This window comes from Thermomicrobium sp. CFH 73360 (assembly GCF_023806465.1).
Lineage (GTDB): Bacteria > Chloroflexota > Chloroflexia > Thermomicrobiales > Thermomicrobiaceae > Thermomicrobium.
The window spans coordinates 487,515-502,501 of the sequence record NZ_JAMSLS010000002.1 but is presented as its reverse complement, the minus strand read 5'-3'; the positions used below and the strand labels follow the sequence as shown (position 1 = coordinate 502,501).

Genomic DNA, 14,987 nt, shown 5'->3' with positions numbered 1-14,987 from the left:
GATCTTACCCTACGCTGCCCAGTTGTCAAGGAGAAGTGTAGCGTGCTGGCGAGGCTACTATCGCAGAGCGTTCATCAATGGCCACGCGTCGGACCGCAGAGGTGTCGTGTGGCAACCAACAGTACGCCGCCGATATCGATGTGGCGTTGGCGAGCAGGGAAGCGGAACGCGACCAGCGGGCCAACGCAACGAGGTGCCCACGCCTGATCAGTGGAGGGACAGCAAGCTTGCGGTCACGGGAATCCTAAACCTGCTATCCTCAATTCGTAGGAATGCGAGGCATATCGAGGATATTGATGTCCGGTCAGCTGGAGAGGACACTCAATCGATCACTCCGCCGACTCAAGCGGCTCGGGATAGTCCTGCCCCTCGGCTTCCTCGCAGCGCTCGTCATCCTCGGGCATGGACTGGTGCCGATCTTCGGGGTGACGTGGACCTGGGTCTTGACCGGAACACTTGCGGTGCTCGGCGTGGCCGGGTTTGCGGACTGGATCTTTCGGTTGGTTGGCCAGTTACACCGACAGCTCCTCGCTCAGCATGCTGAGTTGGTGGCGCTCCACGAAGCCGGACTTGCCATAACCGCCGATCTCGATTTGTCGGTCGTTTTGCAGCGTGTTGTCGACCAAGCGCGTCGCTTGGTCGGTGCACGGTACGGATTGCTCATTCTCCGGGATGACCACGGTCTACGAACGTTGTTCACCTCAGGCTATCCCCGTACTGCAGCGTGTGAGATCGAGGAGACGAGTAGTCACGGGATTCTCGATCAAGTGCTGTGCGAGGGACGGACGCTTTGCATCGCCGATCTCGAGCGGTATCCAGGCGAGCGACGGTATCCGCGCGATCATGTGGTGATGCGAAGTTTGCTGGGTGTGCCAATCCGTTCGGGTGAAGGAATCGTCGGTGGTCTTTACCTCGCTGATCGCGAGGATGGTTGCCCGTTCGATGAGCAGGATCGCTCTCGACTTGAGCGGTTTGCCACCCAGGCGGCACTAGTGATCACAAATGCGCACTTGCACCGACGTCTAACAAGTCTTGCTGTCACTGCGGAGCGTGAACGGATCGCGCGGGAGATGCATGACAGCCTGGCGCAAGTGCTTGGGTATGTGATCACCAAGGCGTCGGCGCTGCGCGAGTTGCTCCGTCAACCAGAGCGGCTTGCCGATGCGGAGCGACACCTCCGGCAGCTCGAACAGGCAGCGCGGGACGCGTACGCGGACGTGCGAGAGGCGATCCTGGGTCTGCGGACGGGTCTCGCGCCAAACCGAACGCTGTTAGAGACACTCCGGACGTATCTTGAGCGCTGGCAGGATCAGAGTGGGATCGCCGCGACGCTGGTTGTTGAGCCTTCCGACGAGGTCCTGCGTGGACTGCAACCGATGGCAGAGCTCCAGCTCTTGCGCATCGTTCAAGAGGCGCTTGCGAACGTGCGGAAGCATGCACGGGCGACGCACGTTACGGTGACGATGACGCGAGTCGACAGTGTGCTCCAGGTCAGGGTCGAGGACAATGGTGTCGGCTTTGATCCGACCGCGCTGGAACGTGCGAATTTCCCGCGTTTCGGTCTTGCGACGATGCGTGAGCGGGCTGAGGCTGTCGGCGGTTCCTTGACAATCAGTTCTCGGCCTGGGAATGGGACGAGCATCGAAGCGACCATTCCACTTGGGATCGTGCCCGCTGGGGTTGACGGGGGAGAGCATGCGCGTCTTGATTGTCGATGATCACGCCTTGTTCCGCGATGGTTTGCGGAGTCTCTTAGAGGCCCGCGGAGTCACCGTTGTCGGTGAGGCTGGGAATGGCCGCGAGGCGGTGGAACTCACTCGGCAATTGCGACCGGATATCGTCCTTATGGATTTGACGATGCCGGAGGTCGATGGACTCAGCGCGACGCGTATTCTGACGACTGAGCTGCCGGAGGTCAAAGTTGTTATTCTCACGGCCTCTGATGACGAGGCTGATCTCTTCGAGGCGATCAAGTCCGGTGCATATGGGTATCTTTTGAAGAATCTGGAGACCGAGGAGTTCTTCCGGGCTCTTGAAGCGGTGCAATCAGGCCAACCGGTGCTGACCCCGCATTTGGCTCGACGTGTCTTGCAAGAGCTGAGTCGCGGCGAGTCGAGACGACGTGAGGAGTTCTCGCTGACCGAGCGGGAACGTGACATCCTCGAGCTACTCGTGCAGGGCATCACTTCGAACCGAGAACTCGCTGATCGACTCTTTATTAGCGAAAATACGGTGAAGTATCATCTTCGAAATATCATGGCGAAGCTCCACCTTGAGAACCGTGCGCAGGTGATTGCCTATGCCTTGCGGACCGGGCTCGTCCGTGCGCGTCCGAACGATGACCCGCCCGATGAACGTGTGAACGCAGCGCATTTCTGATGCATGGAGACTCATGTCTGGCGTACTCGGGAGCGGTTTCCCTCTTGCGCCCGGGGAGGCGATGCGGCCCCTGCTGTGTGGGCTGTTTTTCTCGAGGCGCCACAAGCCGGGGCACGCAGTATGCTCCGAGTGCATTCGCCTCTTCGAGCTCCAGCGCAGGCATTCCGGAAGAGATCCGGCAACGAAACCGTTCTCACGGGTGAACACGTCGTCACGACGCTGCATATGTCCGCCCATGACCATGGTTCGCTGGACGCGCTGCAGGTGCGAGCAACCGGCGAGAGGTCAGGGATTCGATTGCGCAGCGTGCAGCCTGTGGCTGATCACGGTGGGTGATGCACGGCTCCTTCTGCGCCGTCGTGTCCCAGTAGCTCAGCGAAGAACTTCCTGGAGCCGGCGCAACTCGAAGATCTGATCGCGCAGAAGAGCCGCCTTCTCGAACTCAAGCTGCTTGGCGGCTTCCTTCATCTGTCGCTCGAGGTCACGAATGAGGCGTGCAAGTTCGTCAGGGGATAGCTCGCCCAGGACACCCGCATGCGGTGCTGTCGGCTCGGCATAGTACGGTGCGCGTTCTTCCGCTGCTTGTCGGATCCGATCGGTGAGGTCCCGGACCTGCTTGACGATACTGCGCGGTTGGATGCCATGCCGCTCGTTGTACTCGATCTGAATCTTGCGGCGCCGATAGGTTTCCTCGATCGCACGTCGCATCGACTCGGTCACGGTGTCTGCGTACATGATGACGAAGCCGTTCACGTGCCGTGCGGCACGCCCGATCATCTGGATCAGTGCGCTTTCAGAGCGTAGATACCCTTCCTTGTCGGCATCGAGGATAGCGACCAGCGAGACTTCGGGTAAATCCAGCCCTTCGCGCAACAAGTTGATGCCAACGACCACGTCGTAGACCCCGAGACGCAAGTCGCGCAGGATTTCAACCCGTTCGATGGTGTCGATTTCGCTGTGGAGATAGTGGGTTCGGATGCCGATCTCCTTGAGATAATCAGCAAGATCCTCGGCCATCTTCTTGGTGAGCGTCGTCACGAGCGCGCGCTCACCGCGGGCGACACGCTGGCGGATCTCGTGGAGGAGATCGTCGATTTGTCCTTTTGTCGGACGGACACTGATCTCCGGGTCGAGCAGGCCAGTCGGTCGGATGACCTGTTCCACGACTTGCTCGCTGACTTGGAGTTCCCAGGGACCTGGGGTTGCTGAGACATAGATGACTTGGTTGATCCGCTCGAGGAACTCCTCAAAGGTCAGCGGGCGGTTGTCGCGTGCCGAGGGGAGCCGAAAACCGTACTCGATTAAGACGTCCTTGCGTGAGCGATCACCGTGGTACATGCCGCGCACCTGCGGGATTGCGAGATGCGACTCATCGATGAACATGAGGAAGTCTTGGGGGAAGTAGTCAAGAAGTGTCCAGGGGGGCTCACCTGGCTTACGACCAGAAAGGTGACGCGAGTAATTTTCGATGCCGCTGCAATAGCCGACCTCTCGCAACATCTCGATGTCATAGCGCGTTCGTTGCTCGAGGCGTTGCGCCTCGAGCAGCTTGCCCTGGGCGCGGAACTCGGCCAGTCGTTCCTCAAGCTCTGCCTCAATGCTGCGGATCGCTGCCTCAAGTCGCTCGCCGCTGGTGACCCAGTGCTTCGCAGGGAAGATCTCGATGAGTTCGCGCGTTGCCAGAACTTCACCGGTTAAGGGATCGAACTCGAGGATCCGCTCTACCTCATCGCCCCAGAGCTCGATGCGGACGGCGAACTCCTCGTAAGCCGGGAAGACCTCGATCACGTCACCGCGTGCTCGGAACGTGCCGCGGACGAGGGTCACGTCGTTCCGGTCGTATTGGAGGTCAACGAGATGGCGAAGAATCCGGTCGCGGCGCACCGTCTGGCCACGCCGAAGTGCCAAGATCGCTTTGTCCCACTCTTCCGGCGAGCCAATGCCATAGATGCAGGAGACACTTGCGACAATAACGACGTCGCGGCGGGTGCGGACAGCGCGCGTTGCTGCCAGGCGGAGCCGGTCGATCTCGTCGTTGATTTCGGTCTCCTTTTCGATGTAGGTATCGGTCTGGGGTACGTAGGCCTCGGGCTGATAGTAGTCGTAATAGCTGACGAAATACTCGACGGCGTTGTGGGGAAAGAACTCCCGGAACTCGGCATAGAGCTGCGCAGCAAGTGTCTTGTTCGGTGCAAGCACAAGCGTTGGGCGTTGCACGGCAGCGATGACGCTGGCCATGGTGAACGTCTTCCCGCTGCCAGTCACGCCGAGCAGCGTTTGATGCCGGTAGCTACGCTTCAACCCTTCGACGAGCTTCTCGATCGCCTGGGGCTGATCTCCGGTCGGTTGAAATGGCGTAACGAGTCGAAACTCTGACATGCTCTCTTGTCCCGACAGCGCGTCGTGCAGCGACCGAGTATACCCCGTCGGGCTCTCGGGCTGCTGGATGTGCTCGCGTTTCGCTGTGGCCGAGTGTGCTCGGTTGTTTACAGGTCCCAATAACGGCTGAGTACCTGCCGTGCTGTCTCGATGGCTGACTCTTGGTCAGGGCGGAACTCTCGCTCGGCTTGTGCCAATTCACTTGTCCCCTCGTGGGGATCAGGGATGCCACTCTGCTGCCCCATGATGCCCTCGAGGATTGCCAGGGTGCAGTACGGGACGTAGCGGAGCGAGTACCCACCCTCCATCAGGACAACCAGCCGTCCACCGCAGACTGACTCGGCAAGTTCTCGAACCAGCTCACTCATCCGTCGGTACCCACTCATCGTGACCAGCATGCGTCCCAGCGGGTCATCCATGCTCGCGTCCTGCCCAGCCGAGACGAAGACCATCTCGGGACGGAACTCCCGGGCGATTGGTAGGACAACACGCTCCAGCGCGAGGAGATAACCCCGGTTTCCAGTGCCGGGTGGGAGTGGGATGTTGACGGTTGTTCCCTCTGCACCCGGGCCACCGACATGGTCGACCGCGCCCCATCCCTCTGGATACCAGTTCTCTTGATGGAGCGAGACGAACAAGACTGATGGGTCGTCCCAAAAGGCGTCCTGCGTGCCGTTCCCGTGATGGACGTCCCAGTCGAGTACCATGACGCGCTGGATACCTCGGCGCTGGGCATGGCGCACCGCGATCACCACGTTGTTGAAGACGCAGAAGCCCATGCCTTGTGCCCGCATCGCGTGGTGTCCCGGAGGGCGGAGAAGTCCGAACGCATGACGTGCGTGGTCGTCCAGGACGGCGTTGGTGAGTTCGATGGCTGCCCCAGCCGCCAGCAGCGCAGCATCCCACGAGCCAGGGGCGACCGGGGTCTCGGGGTCGAGCCAGCCACCACCCTCAGCAGTGACGCGCTGGACATGAGCAATGTATTCCGGGGTGTGATACGCAGTGAGTTCAGCCTCTGTTGCCGGACGGGCGGGAACGATGAGTGCGTCCGTGAGCAGGCCCGAACTGGCGATGAGCTGTGCGGTACGCCGGATGATCCGTGCGCTGGATGGGTGCTCAATCGGCTCAAGAATGGCACCGTCGGGCAGACGGTGCCCGTCGAGGCCAGTCTCGTGCTGGAGAAATCGCTCGTCATAGCAGTACGCTGTCCGCATGTCTTTTGTGCTCCTTGTTTTGTCGGTTGTAACTGCCTCTCGCTTCTGATGATGACCGAACGAGAAGGCACGGGCAATCCCTGCACTGGCGCCCACACCACAGCGCACATGTTAGACTGGCGCGGGCAGAACGTGCGTGAGGATCCGCAAGCGGGGAAGGAGGCGCTGGAGCATGGCCTGGCCGCGTGTCGGGATTGATCAGCCTGATCGAAGCAGTGCTGTTGGAGCGTTATCAGCGGTCCGTCGTCTGGAGGCTGCCGGTGTCCCAGCTCTCTGGACAGTGACTGGTGGTCGGACGATCGATGCGCTCACTGTCTACGCGGCAGCAGCGGTGCAGTCGGAGCGGATTGTGCTGGGCACAGGGATTATTCCGACCTACCCGAGACATCCCTTCGTAACGGCACAACAGACACTTGCGGTGCATCAGTTAGCGCCCGGACGTGTGCGCCTTGGACTTGGTCCGAGCCATCGGCCGATCATCGAGGGGTCACTTGGTATCCCGATGGTTCGTCCACTCTCGCATCTCCGCGAATATGTCACGATCGTCCGGGCGTTGTTATGGGAGGGGCAGGTCGATTTCCAGGGCGAATTCTTCCGTGTCCGACAACGGCTTCCCGAGAAGGCGCCTGTTCCGATCTACACGTCGGCGTTACGGCCGAAGGCGTTTCACTTGGCCGGTGAGATTGCGGATGGCGTGCTCTCCTGGATGTGCCCCCCACACTACATCCACCAGCAGGCTGTGCCGGCACTCGAGGCGGGAGCGCAGGCAGCTGGGCGCAGTCGCCGGCCGCGCCTCGTGGTGCACGTGCCCGTGGTGATGACGACTGACGTCGGCACGATGCGCGAGAAGGCGCGACCGGTCGTCGGTCTCTACGGTCGCATGCCGTTCTATGCCGAAATGTTCGCCACGGCTGGTTTCCCACTCGAGAATAGTGTGCCAAGCGACGCGTTGCTGGAGCACCTTGTCGTCTGGGGAGATCAAGACGCGGTCGGTGAGCGGCTGGCGCGTCTGCTGGAGAGCGAGATCGATGAACTCCTGACTATGCTGATTCCGGTGAACGACCATTTGGCGGAAGAGGCAGCCCTCGCCAGTGTGCTTGCTGCACTCGACCGGCGCTTCGGCTGGAGCGAGTGACGCGCATGCACACGCTGCGGTACGATAAGCGTAGCGTTGTGGCCGCGGACGGGAGGGGAGCACGGTCATGGCGGACAACCCAGCAATGGTGTCGATGGGGATTCTGGCGCTGTTCGCAGCGCTCTGGAGCGTTCCTGGGGCGGTGCGAGCACGTCGTTTGGGGCTGCCGCGTCTGGCGATGATCGGGTGGGTCGCGATTGCGGTGATCGTCGTCATGGCGGTGGTGATGATCCTCGTCGGCCTCTTCGGGTGACAGCACGGGTGCACGCGTCTGGCGTGTTGGCCGGCTGGGGGACCTCAGCCGGCTTTCGTCGTTTTCCAGCGATGCCGTGACCGAACGCGGGGTGGGTCATGCTTGGTCTTCCTCCCCCCATCTGGTCTAGTCATTGGCGCAGTGCTGAGTTAGACGGGCGTCCAGTGATCGATCGTGCCGTCCTCGGGCGTGTCCTCCGCTCGGCGCTGCCGTACCGTTGGCCGATCATCGTGATGGTTGCGGCGATCCTGGTTAGTGCCATCCTCGATGCGCTCCAAATTCAGCTTCTTCGGTTCGCAATCGACCAGGCGCTCCCCACGGCGAGTCATGCCGGGAATGTGCAGCTCCTCGTGCTGTTAAGTCTCGGCATGATCCTTCTGCCGCTCCTCTCTGGGCTCATCGGTGTTGGGCAGCGGCAACTGAGTGCACGTGTCGGCGAGGGAATCATTTACGACCTGCGCAGTGCACTGTATGAGCACCTTTTGCGCCAAGGTTTTCGCTTCTTCACGAGTGTCAAGGCGGGCGAACTTGTGTCCCGTCTGACGAATGACGTTGTGGGAGCACAGCGTGCGGTGACGAATACAGTGACAACGCTTGTCAGCAATGTCGCACTGGTGATCGTGTCACTTGTGGCCATGCTGGCGATGGACTGGCGGCTCACGCTGCTTGCGTTCCTCGTGTTTCCCCTGCTCCTCGTGCCCTTGCGTCGATTCGGGCGGATGCTGCGCCAACTCACGCGCGCACAAATGGAGCGGAATGCCGCGATGACGGCCCAGCTCACGGAGACGCTTGGGGTGAGCGGAGTCCTCTTGGTGAAGCTGTTCGGCCGCCAGCAGGACGAGCTAGAACGGTTTCGGGCTCGCGCAGCGGCGGTTCGGGACATCGGGGTGCAGTTGGCGGTTGCCGGGCGCTGGCTTATGCTGCTGTACGGTCTTGGCGCGGCGGTGGGCACAGCGCTTGTCTTTGGCGCGGGAGGCTTCCTCGCGATCCAAGGAAGTATGAGCACCGGTGAGCTTGTCGCCTTCACTGTCTATCTGGTGCGGTTGTACGGCCCGGTGACTGCCCTCTTGAACACGCACGTTGACCTGGCGACCTCCCTCGTAAGCTTCGAGCGTGTCTACCAGCTGCTCGATCGTCCGATCGAGATAGTGGAGCGTCCAGATGCCGTCCGTCTCGAGCGACCACGCGGCTCAATTGCCTTTGAGGACGTCTGGTTCACCTACCTCACCGAGTTACCCCCCAATGATGGATTGCTTGGGATACCGGAGCCGAGCGAGCGAGCAACGATCCGCTACTGGGCACTTGCTGGTGTTTCCTTCCGCATCGAACCAGGAGAACTCGTCGCGCTCGTCGGCCCGAGTGGCGCAGGGAAGACGACGATCACGTATCTCATCGCCCGACTCTTCGATCCGACACGGGGTCGGATCACACTCGATGGCTATGACGTGCGTGATCTCTCATTGGAGACGCTCGCGCGGACGATCGGGATGGTGACACAGGATCCGTACCTTTTCCACGACACAGTGGCGGCCAATCTTCGCTATGCACGGCCGGAGGCGACTGACACGGAGCTCCAGGCTGCGGCACGTGCCGCGCAGATCCATGACCGGATCTTGGAACTTCCAGAGGGATACCAGACGGTGGTCGGTGAGCGTGGTTACCGGCTTTCGGGCGGGGAAAAGCAGCGGCTGGCCCTCGCTCGGCTCCTGCTCGTTGATCCACCCGTGCTGGTGCTCGACGAGGCGACGTCTTCGCTCGACTCGGCCTCGGAACGCCTTGTCCAAGAGGCGCTGGCCACGCTCATGCGCGGGCGCACGACGCTCGTCATTGCGCACCGGCTCTCGACCGTGCTTGCCGCCGATCGGATCCTGGTGTTGGATGGGGGCCGGATCGTCGAGCAGGGAACACACCAGGAACTCTTGGCACAGGGAGGACTCTACGCACGCTTGTACCGATTGCAGTTTGCCGTCGAGCCAGCGGCATGAGCTGGGGAGGTGAGTCGCGCGCCGGTCACTGATCGGTCAGTGGCGCATAGGCATCGAGTGTTGCCTGGAGTTCCTCACGATTCGCTTGTGCGTTGCCGAACTTGCCGATGACGATGCTTGCCGCCAGCTGTGCCAGCGTAAGCGCAGCCACCGCATCGGCTCCGACGGACAAAGCGGCTGCGAGGACAGCAAGAACGGTGTCCCCCGCTCCGGTGACGTCAAAGACGGCACGGACTGCTGGCGGCGGGAGTTCCCAATAGCCGGCTGCAGTCACCAGTGCAGCACCCTCGCCACCAAGGGTAACCACGAGGGCACGACACTGGAGCGCTTGCCAGAGCGCGGTGAGTTCGGTCGCTCGCGCAGCACGCGAGGCAAGCGAGCGGCCGAGGAAGCGCTCCGCCTCGGCACGGTTGCACTTCACGACTGTCGCTCCGCGGAAGGCGTCGAGCCGACCTTGCGAGTCGACGGCTGAGAGTTTCCCGCTGGCGAGCGCCGCAGCAATGACGCGTGGGGTGAGTGCACCGCTCTGGTAGTCGGAAAGCACAATGGCGTCCACGTTCGCCGCTCTTTGTCCGATGAGGTCAGCAAGTTGCGCCTCTAAGTGACCGTCGAGTGGATGACGAACTTGCCGATCGACGCGGACGAGCTGTTGCGGCAGCACATTGTAGGGGCCGATAGCAACGACGCGCGTCTTTACCGTCGTCGGTCGGCTCGGATCAACCAGAATGCCGTTCGTCTCGACTCCGCGCTCGGTCAGCAGCTGGCGGAGGAGAGCACCTTCCGGATCGTCACCGATGATACCGAGTTGTTGGACATGTGCGCCAAGTGCGGCGAGGGCAAGACCGGGCGCTGCTCCACCACCGGGACGGTGCTCAATGTTGCGTTCTTCCAGGACGAGCACCGGCGCTTCCCGCGAGATGCGGACAGGCTCACCGAAGATGTAGCGATCCAGATACAAATCACCGATCACCAGGAAGCGCTTCTGCGGAATTGTGTCGAGGATCCGCCGATAGTCGTGCTGCGGTGTCATCATCGTCGCACCCGGAAGCGCACGAACGGAATCAGCAACGCAAGAGCCACGAACAAAAGGTCAGGAAGTGGCCGGAGCTGAAGAAGCGCCCACAGACGGGTCTCACCGAGATGCGTCACGAGTTCAGCGAGGCTCAGGCCAGCTCGCCCAAGGAGGAAGAGACGCGAGAGAAGAAGCCCAAGGGCAACGCAGATCATCCCCAGTATTTGCAGGGCGACCCCGCGCTGGGCTCGAGCTGCCCAGGCTATTGCCTCGGCCACACCGAACCCAAGAAGCAAAGCGAGATAGAATTGCCAGGCTGGTGCACGGCTCCACAGCCAGCCCACCGTGACAGCGACGAGAAGTCCGGCGAGTCCCGCGCGGAGAAGGAGCCTCGTCGGCACGTCGCTCCAGGCGAGGCCGGAGAGTCCGGCGCAGGAGGGGCAGCGAAAGCCAACCGGTGTTTCAACCATGCAGCGAGGACAGATTGGGGTACCGCACTTGCTGCAGCGGAGTCGCGTCGAGATCGTCGGGTGGCGTGGGCACTGCTGCTCGTCGAGCGCTGCGAACACTGCTCCTCCTTCACGTTACCGGGCCAAGCCGAGCACGGATCGCCTCCAGCGAGGCCAGCGCGGCGAAGTAGGGGAGCACCAGCTGGCGACGCCAGCGCCACGGCTGCCGGATCAAACGATACAACCACTCGAGCCCGAGACGGCGAATCACCTCTGGGGGGCGTGGAACGACACCAGCTAGGTAGTCGAACGTCCCTCCCACACCGAGCGCGACACGCACGCCTGCGCGCGTGAGCTCGTTTTGATAGCGCGCAATCCAAAGGTCTTGCGCCGGGGCGCCATAGGCGACGCAAAGCACCTGGGGACGGGCTGCCGCGATCCGCGCGAGTGCATGAGAAGCGTCTTCCGGACGCGGTGATCCAGCCCAGGTGCCGACGACAGTCGCTCCGAAGCGCTGCTCAAGAACGCATGCGGCCCGCTCAGCTACTCCCGGAGCCGCACCCAAGAGAAAAAGGCGCAGCCCGGCGGTGGCCAGCGCCTCGACGAGATCGACACCGGTCACCCGGCCGCGGAGTGGTGTCCCACGCAACCTGGCGGCGGCGATCAGGCCCACGCCATCGGCGGTTACCAGCGCGGCGCCCTCGATGACGGCTCGGAAGGCAGTGTTGCGGCGCGCTGCCATGACCATTTCCGGGTTGAGCGTCACAATCTGCTGGAGTGTGTCGGCGACAGCGCACCAGCTTTTGACCAGAATGACAGCCTCGGCGAGTGTCACATCGTCGAGGGGGAGCCCAAGAATCCGGATACGGTGTGGTCGTGATGAGGTCACCGCTACCCTCGCTGGATGGTGTCTCCTGCAGCGTGCGGCATCACTCCTGTTCCACAGGAAGGATACCGTTGATGGGATAGTGCTGATGACTGGTCAATCGCTATACTGTGGGCATCGACCGAAAGGATGGAGGAACAATGCCACGCGGGGCACGGTTAGAACGCCACGGAGAAGGCGACCGAGTTGCTCGGCTGGTTGACATGGTGCTCTTACTTGGCCAGTACCCGCGTCAGTATAACCGGGCAGCGTTAGCCGAGCGGTATGGAGTGACAGAACGTCAGGTTACGAAGGATCTGCAGCTCCTCCGTGAGCGTTTAGAGCTCGCAATTGAGCGTGATCCGAGCGGTCAAGGCTATTACCTGGCATCGGTGCCGCGGCTCCCCTCACTCCAGCTTGACCTGGCACAGGCACTGGCGTTGCTGTTGGCTGCCGAGGCAGGGCACTTTGTTCCTGGGGTCTCTGGGCAGGAGCTCAGTGCGGCACTCGCTCGGTTGCGTGCGATCCTCCCGGATCGGGTGCGTGAACTCCTGGGGAAGACGGCGCGCGTGCGTCAGCCGAGCAAGACGGACGAGCGTCGAGCGACTCGTCTGCGTCTGCTCTTTGAGGCGATGGCACTCCAGTATACGGTCGAGATCAGCTATCGCACCGCGTCCCGTGGTGGGGAGCGGGTGGAGCGACGGTTCGATCCGTACTGTGTTGTCCCCTTTGGACGCTCCTGGTATGTCATTGGGTGGTGTCATCTCCGTCGTGCGATCCGCACGCTGAAGGTCGATCGGATCGAGAACCTGTGGATGACGCGGGTTCCGTTTCAGATTCGCCCCGAGTTTTCACTCCAAGACTTCTTGGCGGCGAGTTGGGGGATGTTCGAGGCACGTGACGTTCCGGCCGAAGAAGTCGAACTCGAGTTCTCGGAGACGGCAGCACCGTGGGTTGCCGAGGAAGAGTGGCATCCGACGCAGCAGGTCGAGCAACTTCCCGATGGACGCGTACGCTTCCGTGTCCGTCTGCCCATCACACCGGACTTCGTTCGCTGGGTGCTGTACTATGGCGTCGAGGTCACGGTGATTCGTCCAGAGTCGCTCCGTGAGCAGGTCCTTGCACACGCACGCGGTATCCTGCGGAAGTATGGCGTGCGTGAGGCTGTGCAACCCGGAGTGGCGGAGGTAGCACGTTAGTCCGCTGCGCGGAGTTCGTCGCAACGCTCACGGATGATCCGGTTCGGATACTCGTCACCTGCCTCCTCTAGCCAGCTTTCCTTCGCCTTGCCCTTGCACTGGCGTTCGTTTTGCTGCTCCTCCGGTACGCTCGAGGAACGAGAGCGCCGTGTCACGAACACGCGGTGAGCGGGATACGAGCGTTTCCTTCGGCGTCGCATCGTGGTTCCTCCATTCTCTGATTCCTTGTCGAGGGTTGTGTGTCACGTAGTACGAGCGCGACCGCTCCGTCTCCCGAGTGCAGCAGTCAGTGCGCCGATCCCAAAGAGGATCGCGGAAGGAATCCAGAAGAGCCCAACCGCCAATAGACCGGCCAGGCCGGCGATGAGCTGAAGTACGGCACCGGCACCTGGGCGGCCGAGGGCAAGCGCACCCCCAACAATGCCGAGCGCAGCAAGCACGACAGCTGCCAATCCTCCACCGACAACCGTGCCAGCTCCCTCTGCGCCAAACGCCGCAGCAAAGCCCCCAATGCCTAGTGCGAAAATAGCTGCGACGAGCCCGACGACACCGCCGAGAATCCCAAAGACGAGCGCTGCGATCCGCATGATGTTTTGTCCTTTCCCACCATTTCAAGGGGTGGGAGTCAACTCCCACCCCACAGACGTCGTCACTGCGCGTCGAAGTACAGTTCGGCACTCGTAAACGGGTTCGGGTCGAATTTCAGGAAGAGTGGCTGGGCATCTTGTGGGATCTGGAAGACGACGATTCCTTGCTTTCTGCCCCCAGGCCCCACCTCACCACTCAGGATTTCTCCCTCTGCGAAGCCCGTTGCCATGATCTCTGGCTCGTAGTCGAACCCATCTTGTGTCCGGAGTGCCCACTCTGTGGATGTGAGGATGGTCGAGCTCGTTCCCGCGTTCTCGAACTGCACCTGGACGAGCCAGAACTTGTGTCCCTCCTTTGGCTGAACGAACATATTGCTGGACGTAGCACCATCAACAATGGCTAAAAGTGTGATACGGTAGACCTGTTTCCCATCGGCGATCGCGCCGCTCTGTCCAGCGACGAGCGGGACGTGCCGATCGTTCTTACTCGTTCCCCAACTCTTGCCGGCCTGATCGCCTGGAGTACCCTCTGGTGCCGCGGCGACTGGTTGGCTTGTGGCTCCAGACTGGACGAGTTCCAGCGCGTTCGGCGCATCGAAATAGAGCTCGGCCGAGGTAATTGGGTTCGGGTCGAACTTCAGGAAAAGCGGCTGCTGATCCGTGGGGAGCTCGAAGACAACAATCCCGCGTGCCTTCCCGCCTGGGCCAATTTCCTGGGAGAGGGCGTCTCCTTCAGTGAAGCCAACCGGCGCGAAAACCGGTTCATAGTCGAAACCAGCTACCGTGCGGAGTTGGAAGTTGCTCGCTGAGATGAGATGGGAGCGCGTTCCGGCATTCTCGATGAGAATTGAGAACAAGAGGTACCGGTTTCCCTCCTTTGGTTGCTGGAACGGATTTGTTGAAGCAGCACCATCGACGATCTTTTCGAGGGTAAGACGGTACACCTCCTTCCCATCGGTGAGTTCAGCCGTCTGGCCTTCAACCAGCGTTGCGTGGACATCTTCCTTGCTTGTACCCCAGGGCAGCGTCGGCGTTGCTTGTGGTGCAGCGGTCGGCTCCTGAGCGGCTTGCGGTGGAGTAGTCGCTGTCAGCTCGTGCAGTTGCGGCGTTACAGTCCCAGCTGCCGGTGCTGCTGTCGGTGTCGTAGCACCGGCCACCTGCGCCGGTGTGGGCTTCTCACTCCCCCCGCCTTGGATCAGGACCGCAAGCAGGATGCAGACCGCAAGAAGCCCACCGGCTCCGATGAGAAGTACCTTCATGAAGCGTCGCATGATAGACACCTCCTCAATCTTGTGTCAGATTCGAAGGGCCCTTCGTGTTCCAGTGTGAGCACAGGACGGGAATAGAGGGGTTCCCGTGGTCTCGGGCTTTCGTGACGATTTGGCACGGTGGTTCAGGACCTTCTTGTGTCTCGTCTGCGGTAGCGGGTTGAGTGCTCCCCCAGGTCTGACAATCCTGTCCGTTGGTACTTAGGGATTCCATGATCTTCGTCGGTTGCAGAGGCTGACGCGTGCCGTGTGGCGCGGAGGG

The 14,987-nt window shown here is 61.6% G+C and carries 14 protein-coding genes; 6 read left to right on the top strand and 8 right to left on the bottom strand.

Translation table 11 applies throughout. The annotated features are described in order from the left end of the window. The first annotated feature begins 296 nt into the window (after window positions 1-296). Together NET03_RS05585 and NET03_RS05580 are read left to right on the top strand one after the other, a co-directional pair. Window positions 297-1,718 carry a GAF domain-containing sensor histidine kinase gene (locus NET03_RS05585; protein ID WP_252127913.1) on the top strand — a complete coding sequence of 474 codons (1,422 nt, stop codon included), beginning with the start codon at window positions 297-299 and terminating at the stop codon, window positions 1,716-1,718. Next, a complete protein-coding gene (locus NET03_RS05580) occupies window positions 1,696-2,379 on the top strand; it encodes a response regulator (protein ID WP_252127912.1) in 684 nt (227 codons plus the stop codon). Before NET03_RS05585 ends, NET03_RS05580 begins: the two co-directional genes overlap by 23 nt. A gap of 372 nt (window positions 2,380-2,751) precedes the next feature. On the opposite strand, the gene uvrB is transcribed toward NET03_RS05580, so the two are convergent. Together uvrB and NET03_RS05570 are read right to left on the bottom strand one after the other, a co-directional pair. Next, window positions 2,752-4,758, bottom strand: coding sequence for an excinuclease ABC subunit UvrB (uvrB, locus tag NET03_RS05575; RefSeq protein WP_252127911.1), 2,007 nt, complete (start codon window positions 4,756-4,758; stop codon window positions 2,752-2,754). A gap of 107 nt (window positions 4,759-4,865) precedes the next feature. Beyond that, window positions 4,866-5,972, bottom strand: a complete 1,107-nt coding sequence (locus tag NET03_RS05570) for a class II histone deacetylase (RefSeq protein WP_252127910.1) — start codon at window positions 5,970-5,972, stop codon at window positions 4,866-4,868. A 172-nt stretch (window positions 5,973-6,144) separates the two neighbouring features. Between NET03_RS05570 and NET03_RS05565 the strand changes: the two genes are divergently transcribed. The 3 genes from NET03_RS05565 (at window position 6,145) to NET03_RS05555 (ending at window position 9,345) form a co-directional block, all read left to right on the top strand. After that, window positions 6,145-7,107, top strand: coding sequence for an LLM class flavin-dependent oxidoreductase (locus NET03_RS05565; RefSeq protein WP_252127909.1), 963 nt, complete (start codon window positions 6,145-6,147; stop codon window positions 7,105-7,107). 67 nt (window positions 7,108-7,174) lie between these two features. Further along, entirely contained in the window at window positions 7,175-7,360 is a 186-nt protein-coding gene (locus NET03_RS05560; RefSeq protein ID WP_252127908.1) for a hypothetical protein, read from the top strand. Between the two features lie 164 nt (window positions 7,361-7,524). Continuing rightward, window positions 7,525-9,345, top strand: a complete 1,821-nt coding sequence (locus tag NET03_RS05555; protein ID WP_252127907.1) for an ABC transporter ATP-binding protein — start codon at window positions 7,525-7,527, stop codon at window positions 9,343-9,345. A gap of 25 nt (window positions 9,346-9,370) precedes the next feature. On the opposite strand, the gene NET03_RS05550 is transcribed toward NET03_RS05555, so the two are convergent. The 3 genes from NET03_RS05550 to NET03_RS05540 are packed head-to-tail and all read right to left on the bottom strand — an operon-like array spanning window position 9,371 to window position 11,695. Then, entirely contained in the window at window positions 9,371-10,378 is a 1,008-nt protein-coding gene (locus NET03_RS05550; protein WP_252127906.1) for a bifunctional heptose 7-phosphate kinase/heptose 1-phosphate adenyltransferase, read from the bottom strand. Next, window positions 10,375-10,926 carry a B-box zinc finger protein gene (locus NET03_RS05545; protein WP_252127905.1) on the bottom strand — a complete coding sequence of 184 codons (552 nt, stop codon included), beginning with the start codon at window positions 10,924-10,926 and terminating at the stop codon, window positions 10,375-10,377. Before NET03_RS05545 ends, NET03_RS05550 begins: the two co-directional genes overlap by 4 nt. 10 nt (window positions 10,927-10,936) lie before the next feature. Further along, window positions 10,937-11,695 carry a WecB/TagA/CpsF family glycosyltransferase gene (locus NET03_RS05540; protein ID WP_252127904.1) on the bottom strand — a complete coding sequence of 253 codons (759 nt, stop codon included), beginning with the start codon at window positions 11,693-11,695 and terminating at the stop codon, window positions 10,937-10,939. Window positions 11,696-11,832: 137 nt separating this feature from the next. On the opposite strand from NET03_RS05540, the gene NET03_RS05535 reads away from it, so the two are divergent. After that, window positions 11,833-12,870, top strand: a complete 1,038-nt coding sequence (locus NET03_RS05535; RefSeq protein WP_252127903.1) for a helix-turn-helix transcriptional regulator — start codon at window positions 11,833-11,835, stop codon at window positions 12,868-12,870. Here the strand turns inward: NET03_RS05535 and NET03_RS05530 are convergent. From NET03_RS05530 to NET03_RS05520, 3 genes are all read right to left on the bottom strand, one after another. Next, window positions 12,867-13,070 (bottom strand): hypothetical protein, encoded by a 204-nt coding sequence (locus NET03_RS05530; RefSeq protein ID WP_252127902.1) that lies wholly within the window; start codon window positions 13,068-13,070, stop codon window positions 12,867-12,869. The genes NET03_RS05535 and NET03_RS05530 overlap by 4 nt on opposite strands. A gap of 42 nt (window positions 13,071-13,112) precedes the next feature. Continuing rightward, on the bottom strand, window positions 13,113-13,457 hold the full coding sequence (locus NET03_RS05525) for a hypothetical protein (RefSeq protein WP_252127901.1): 345 nt from the start codon (window positions 13,455-13,457) through the stop codon (window positions 13,113-13,115). Window positions 13,458-13,519: 62 nt separating this feature from the next. Further along, entirely contained in the window at window positions 13,520-14,728 is a 1,209-nt protein-coding gene (locus NET03_RS05520; protein ID WP_252127900.1) for a DUF4352 domain-containing protein, read from the bottom strand. Between the last annotated feature and the right edge of the window lie 259 nt (window positions 14,729-14,987).

Coding starts and splice junctions, on each gene's coding strand:
- NET03_RS05525 (WP_252127901.1), bottom strand. CDS start 13,457: ATGCGGATCGCAGCGCTCGTCTTTGGGATTCTCGGCGGTGTCGTCGGG.
- NET03_RS05570 (WP_252127910.1), bottom strand. CDS start 5,972: ATGCGGACAGCGTACTGCTATGACGAGCGATTTCTCCAGCACGAGACT.
- NET03_RS05560 (WP_252127908.1), top strand. CDS start 7,175: ATGGCGGACAACCCAGCAATGGTGTCGATGGGGATTCTGGCGCTGTTC.
- uvrB (WP_252127911.1), bottom strand. CDS start 4,758: ATGTCAGAGTTTCGACTCGTTACGCCATTTCAACCGACCGGAGATCAG.
- NET03_RS05550 (WP_252127906.1), bottom strand. CDS start 10,378: ATGATGACACCGCAGCACGACTATCGGCGGATCCTCGACACAATTCCG.
- NET03_RS05535 (WP_252127903.1), top strand. CDS start 11,833: ATGCCACGCGGGGCACGGTTAGAACGCCACGGAGAAGGCGACCGAGTT.
- NET03_RS05580 (WP_252127912.1), top strand. CDS start 1,696: ATGCGCGTCTTGATTGTCGATGATCACGCCTTGTTCCGCGATGGTTTG.
- NET03_RS05530 (WP_252127902.1), bottom strand. CDS start 13,070: ATGCGACGCCGAAGGAAACGCTCGTATCCCGCTCACCGCGTGTTCGTG.
- NET03_RS05520 (WP_252127900.1), bottom strand. CDS start 14,728: ATGCGACGCTTCATGAAGGTACTTCTCATCGGAGCCGGTGGGCTTCTT.
- NET03_RS05565 (WP_252127909.1), top strand. CDS start 6,145: ATGGCCTGGCCGCGTGTCGGGATTGATCAGCCTGATCGAAGCAGTGCT.
- NET03_RS05585 (WP_252127913.1), top strand. CDS start 297: ATGTCCGGTCAGCTGGAGAGGACACTCAATCGATCACTCCGCCGACTC.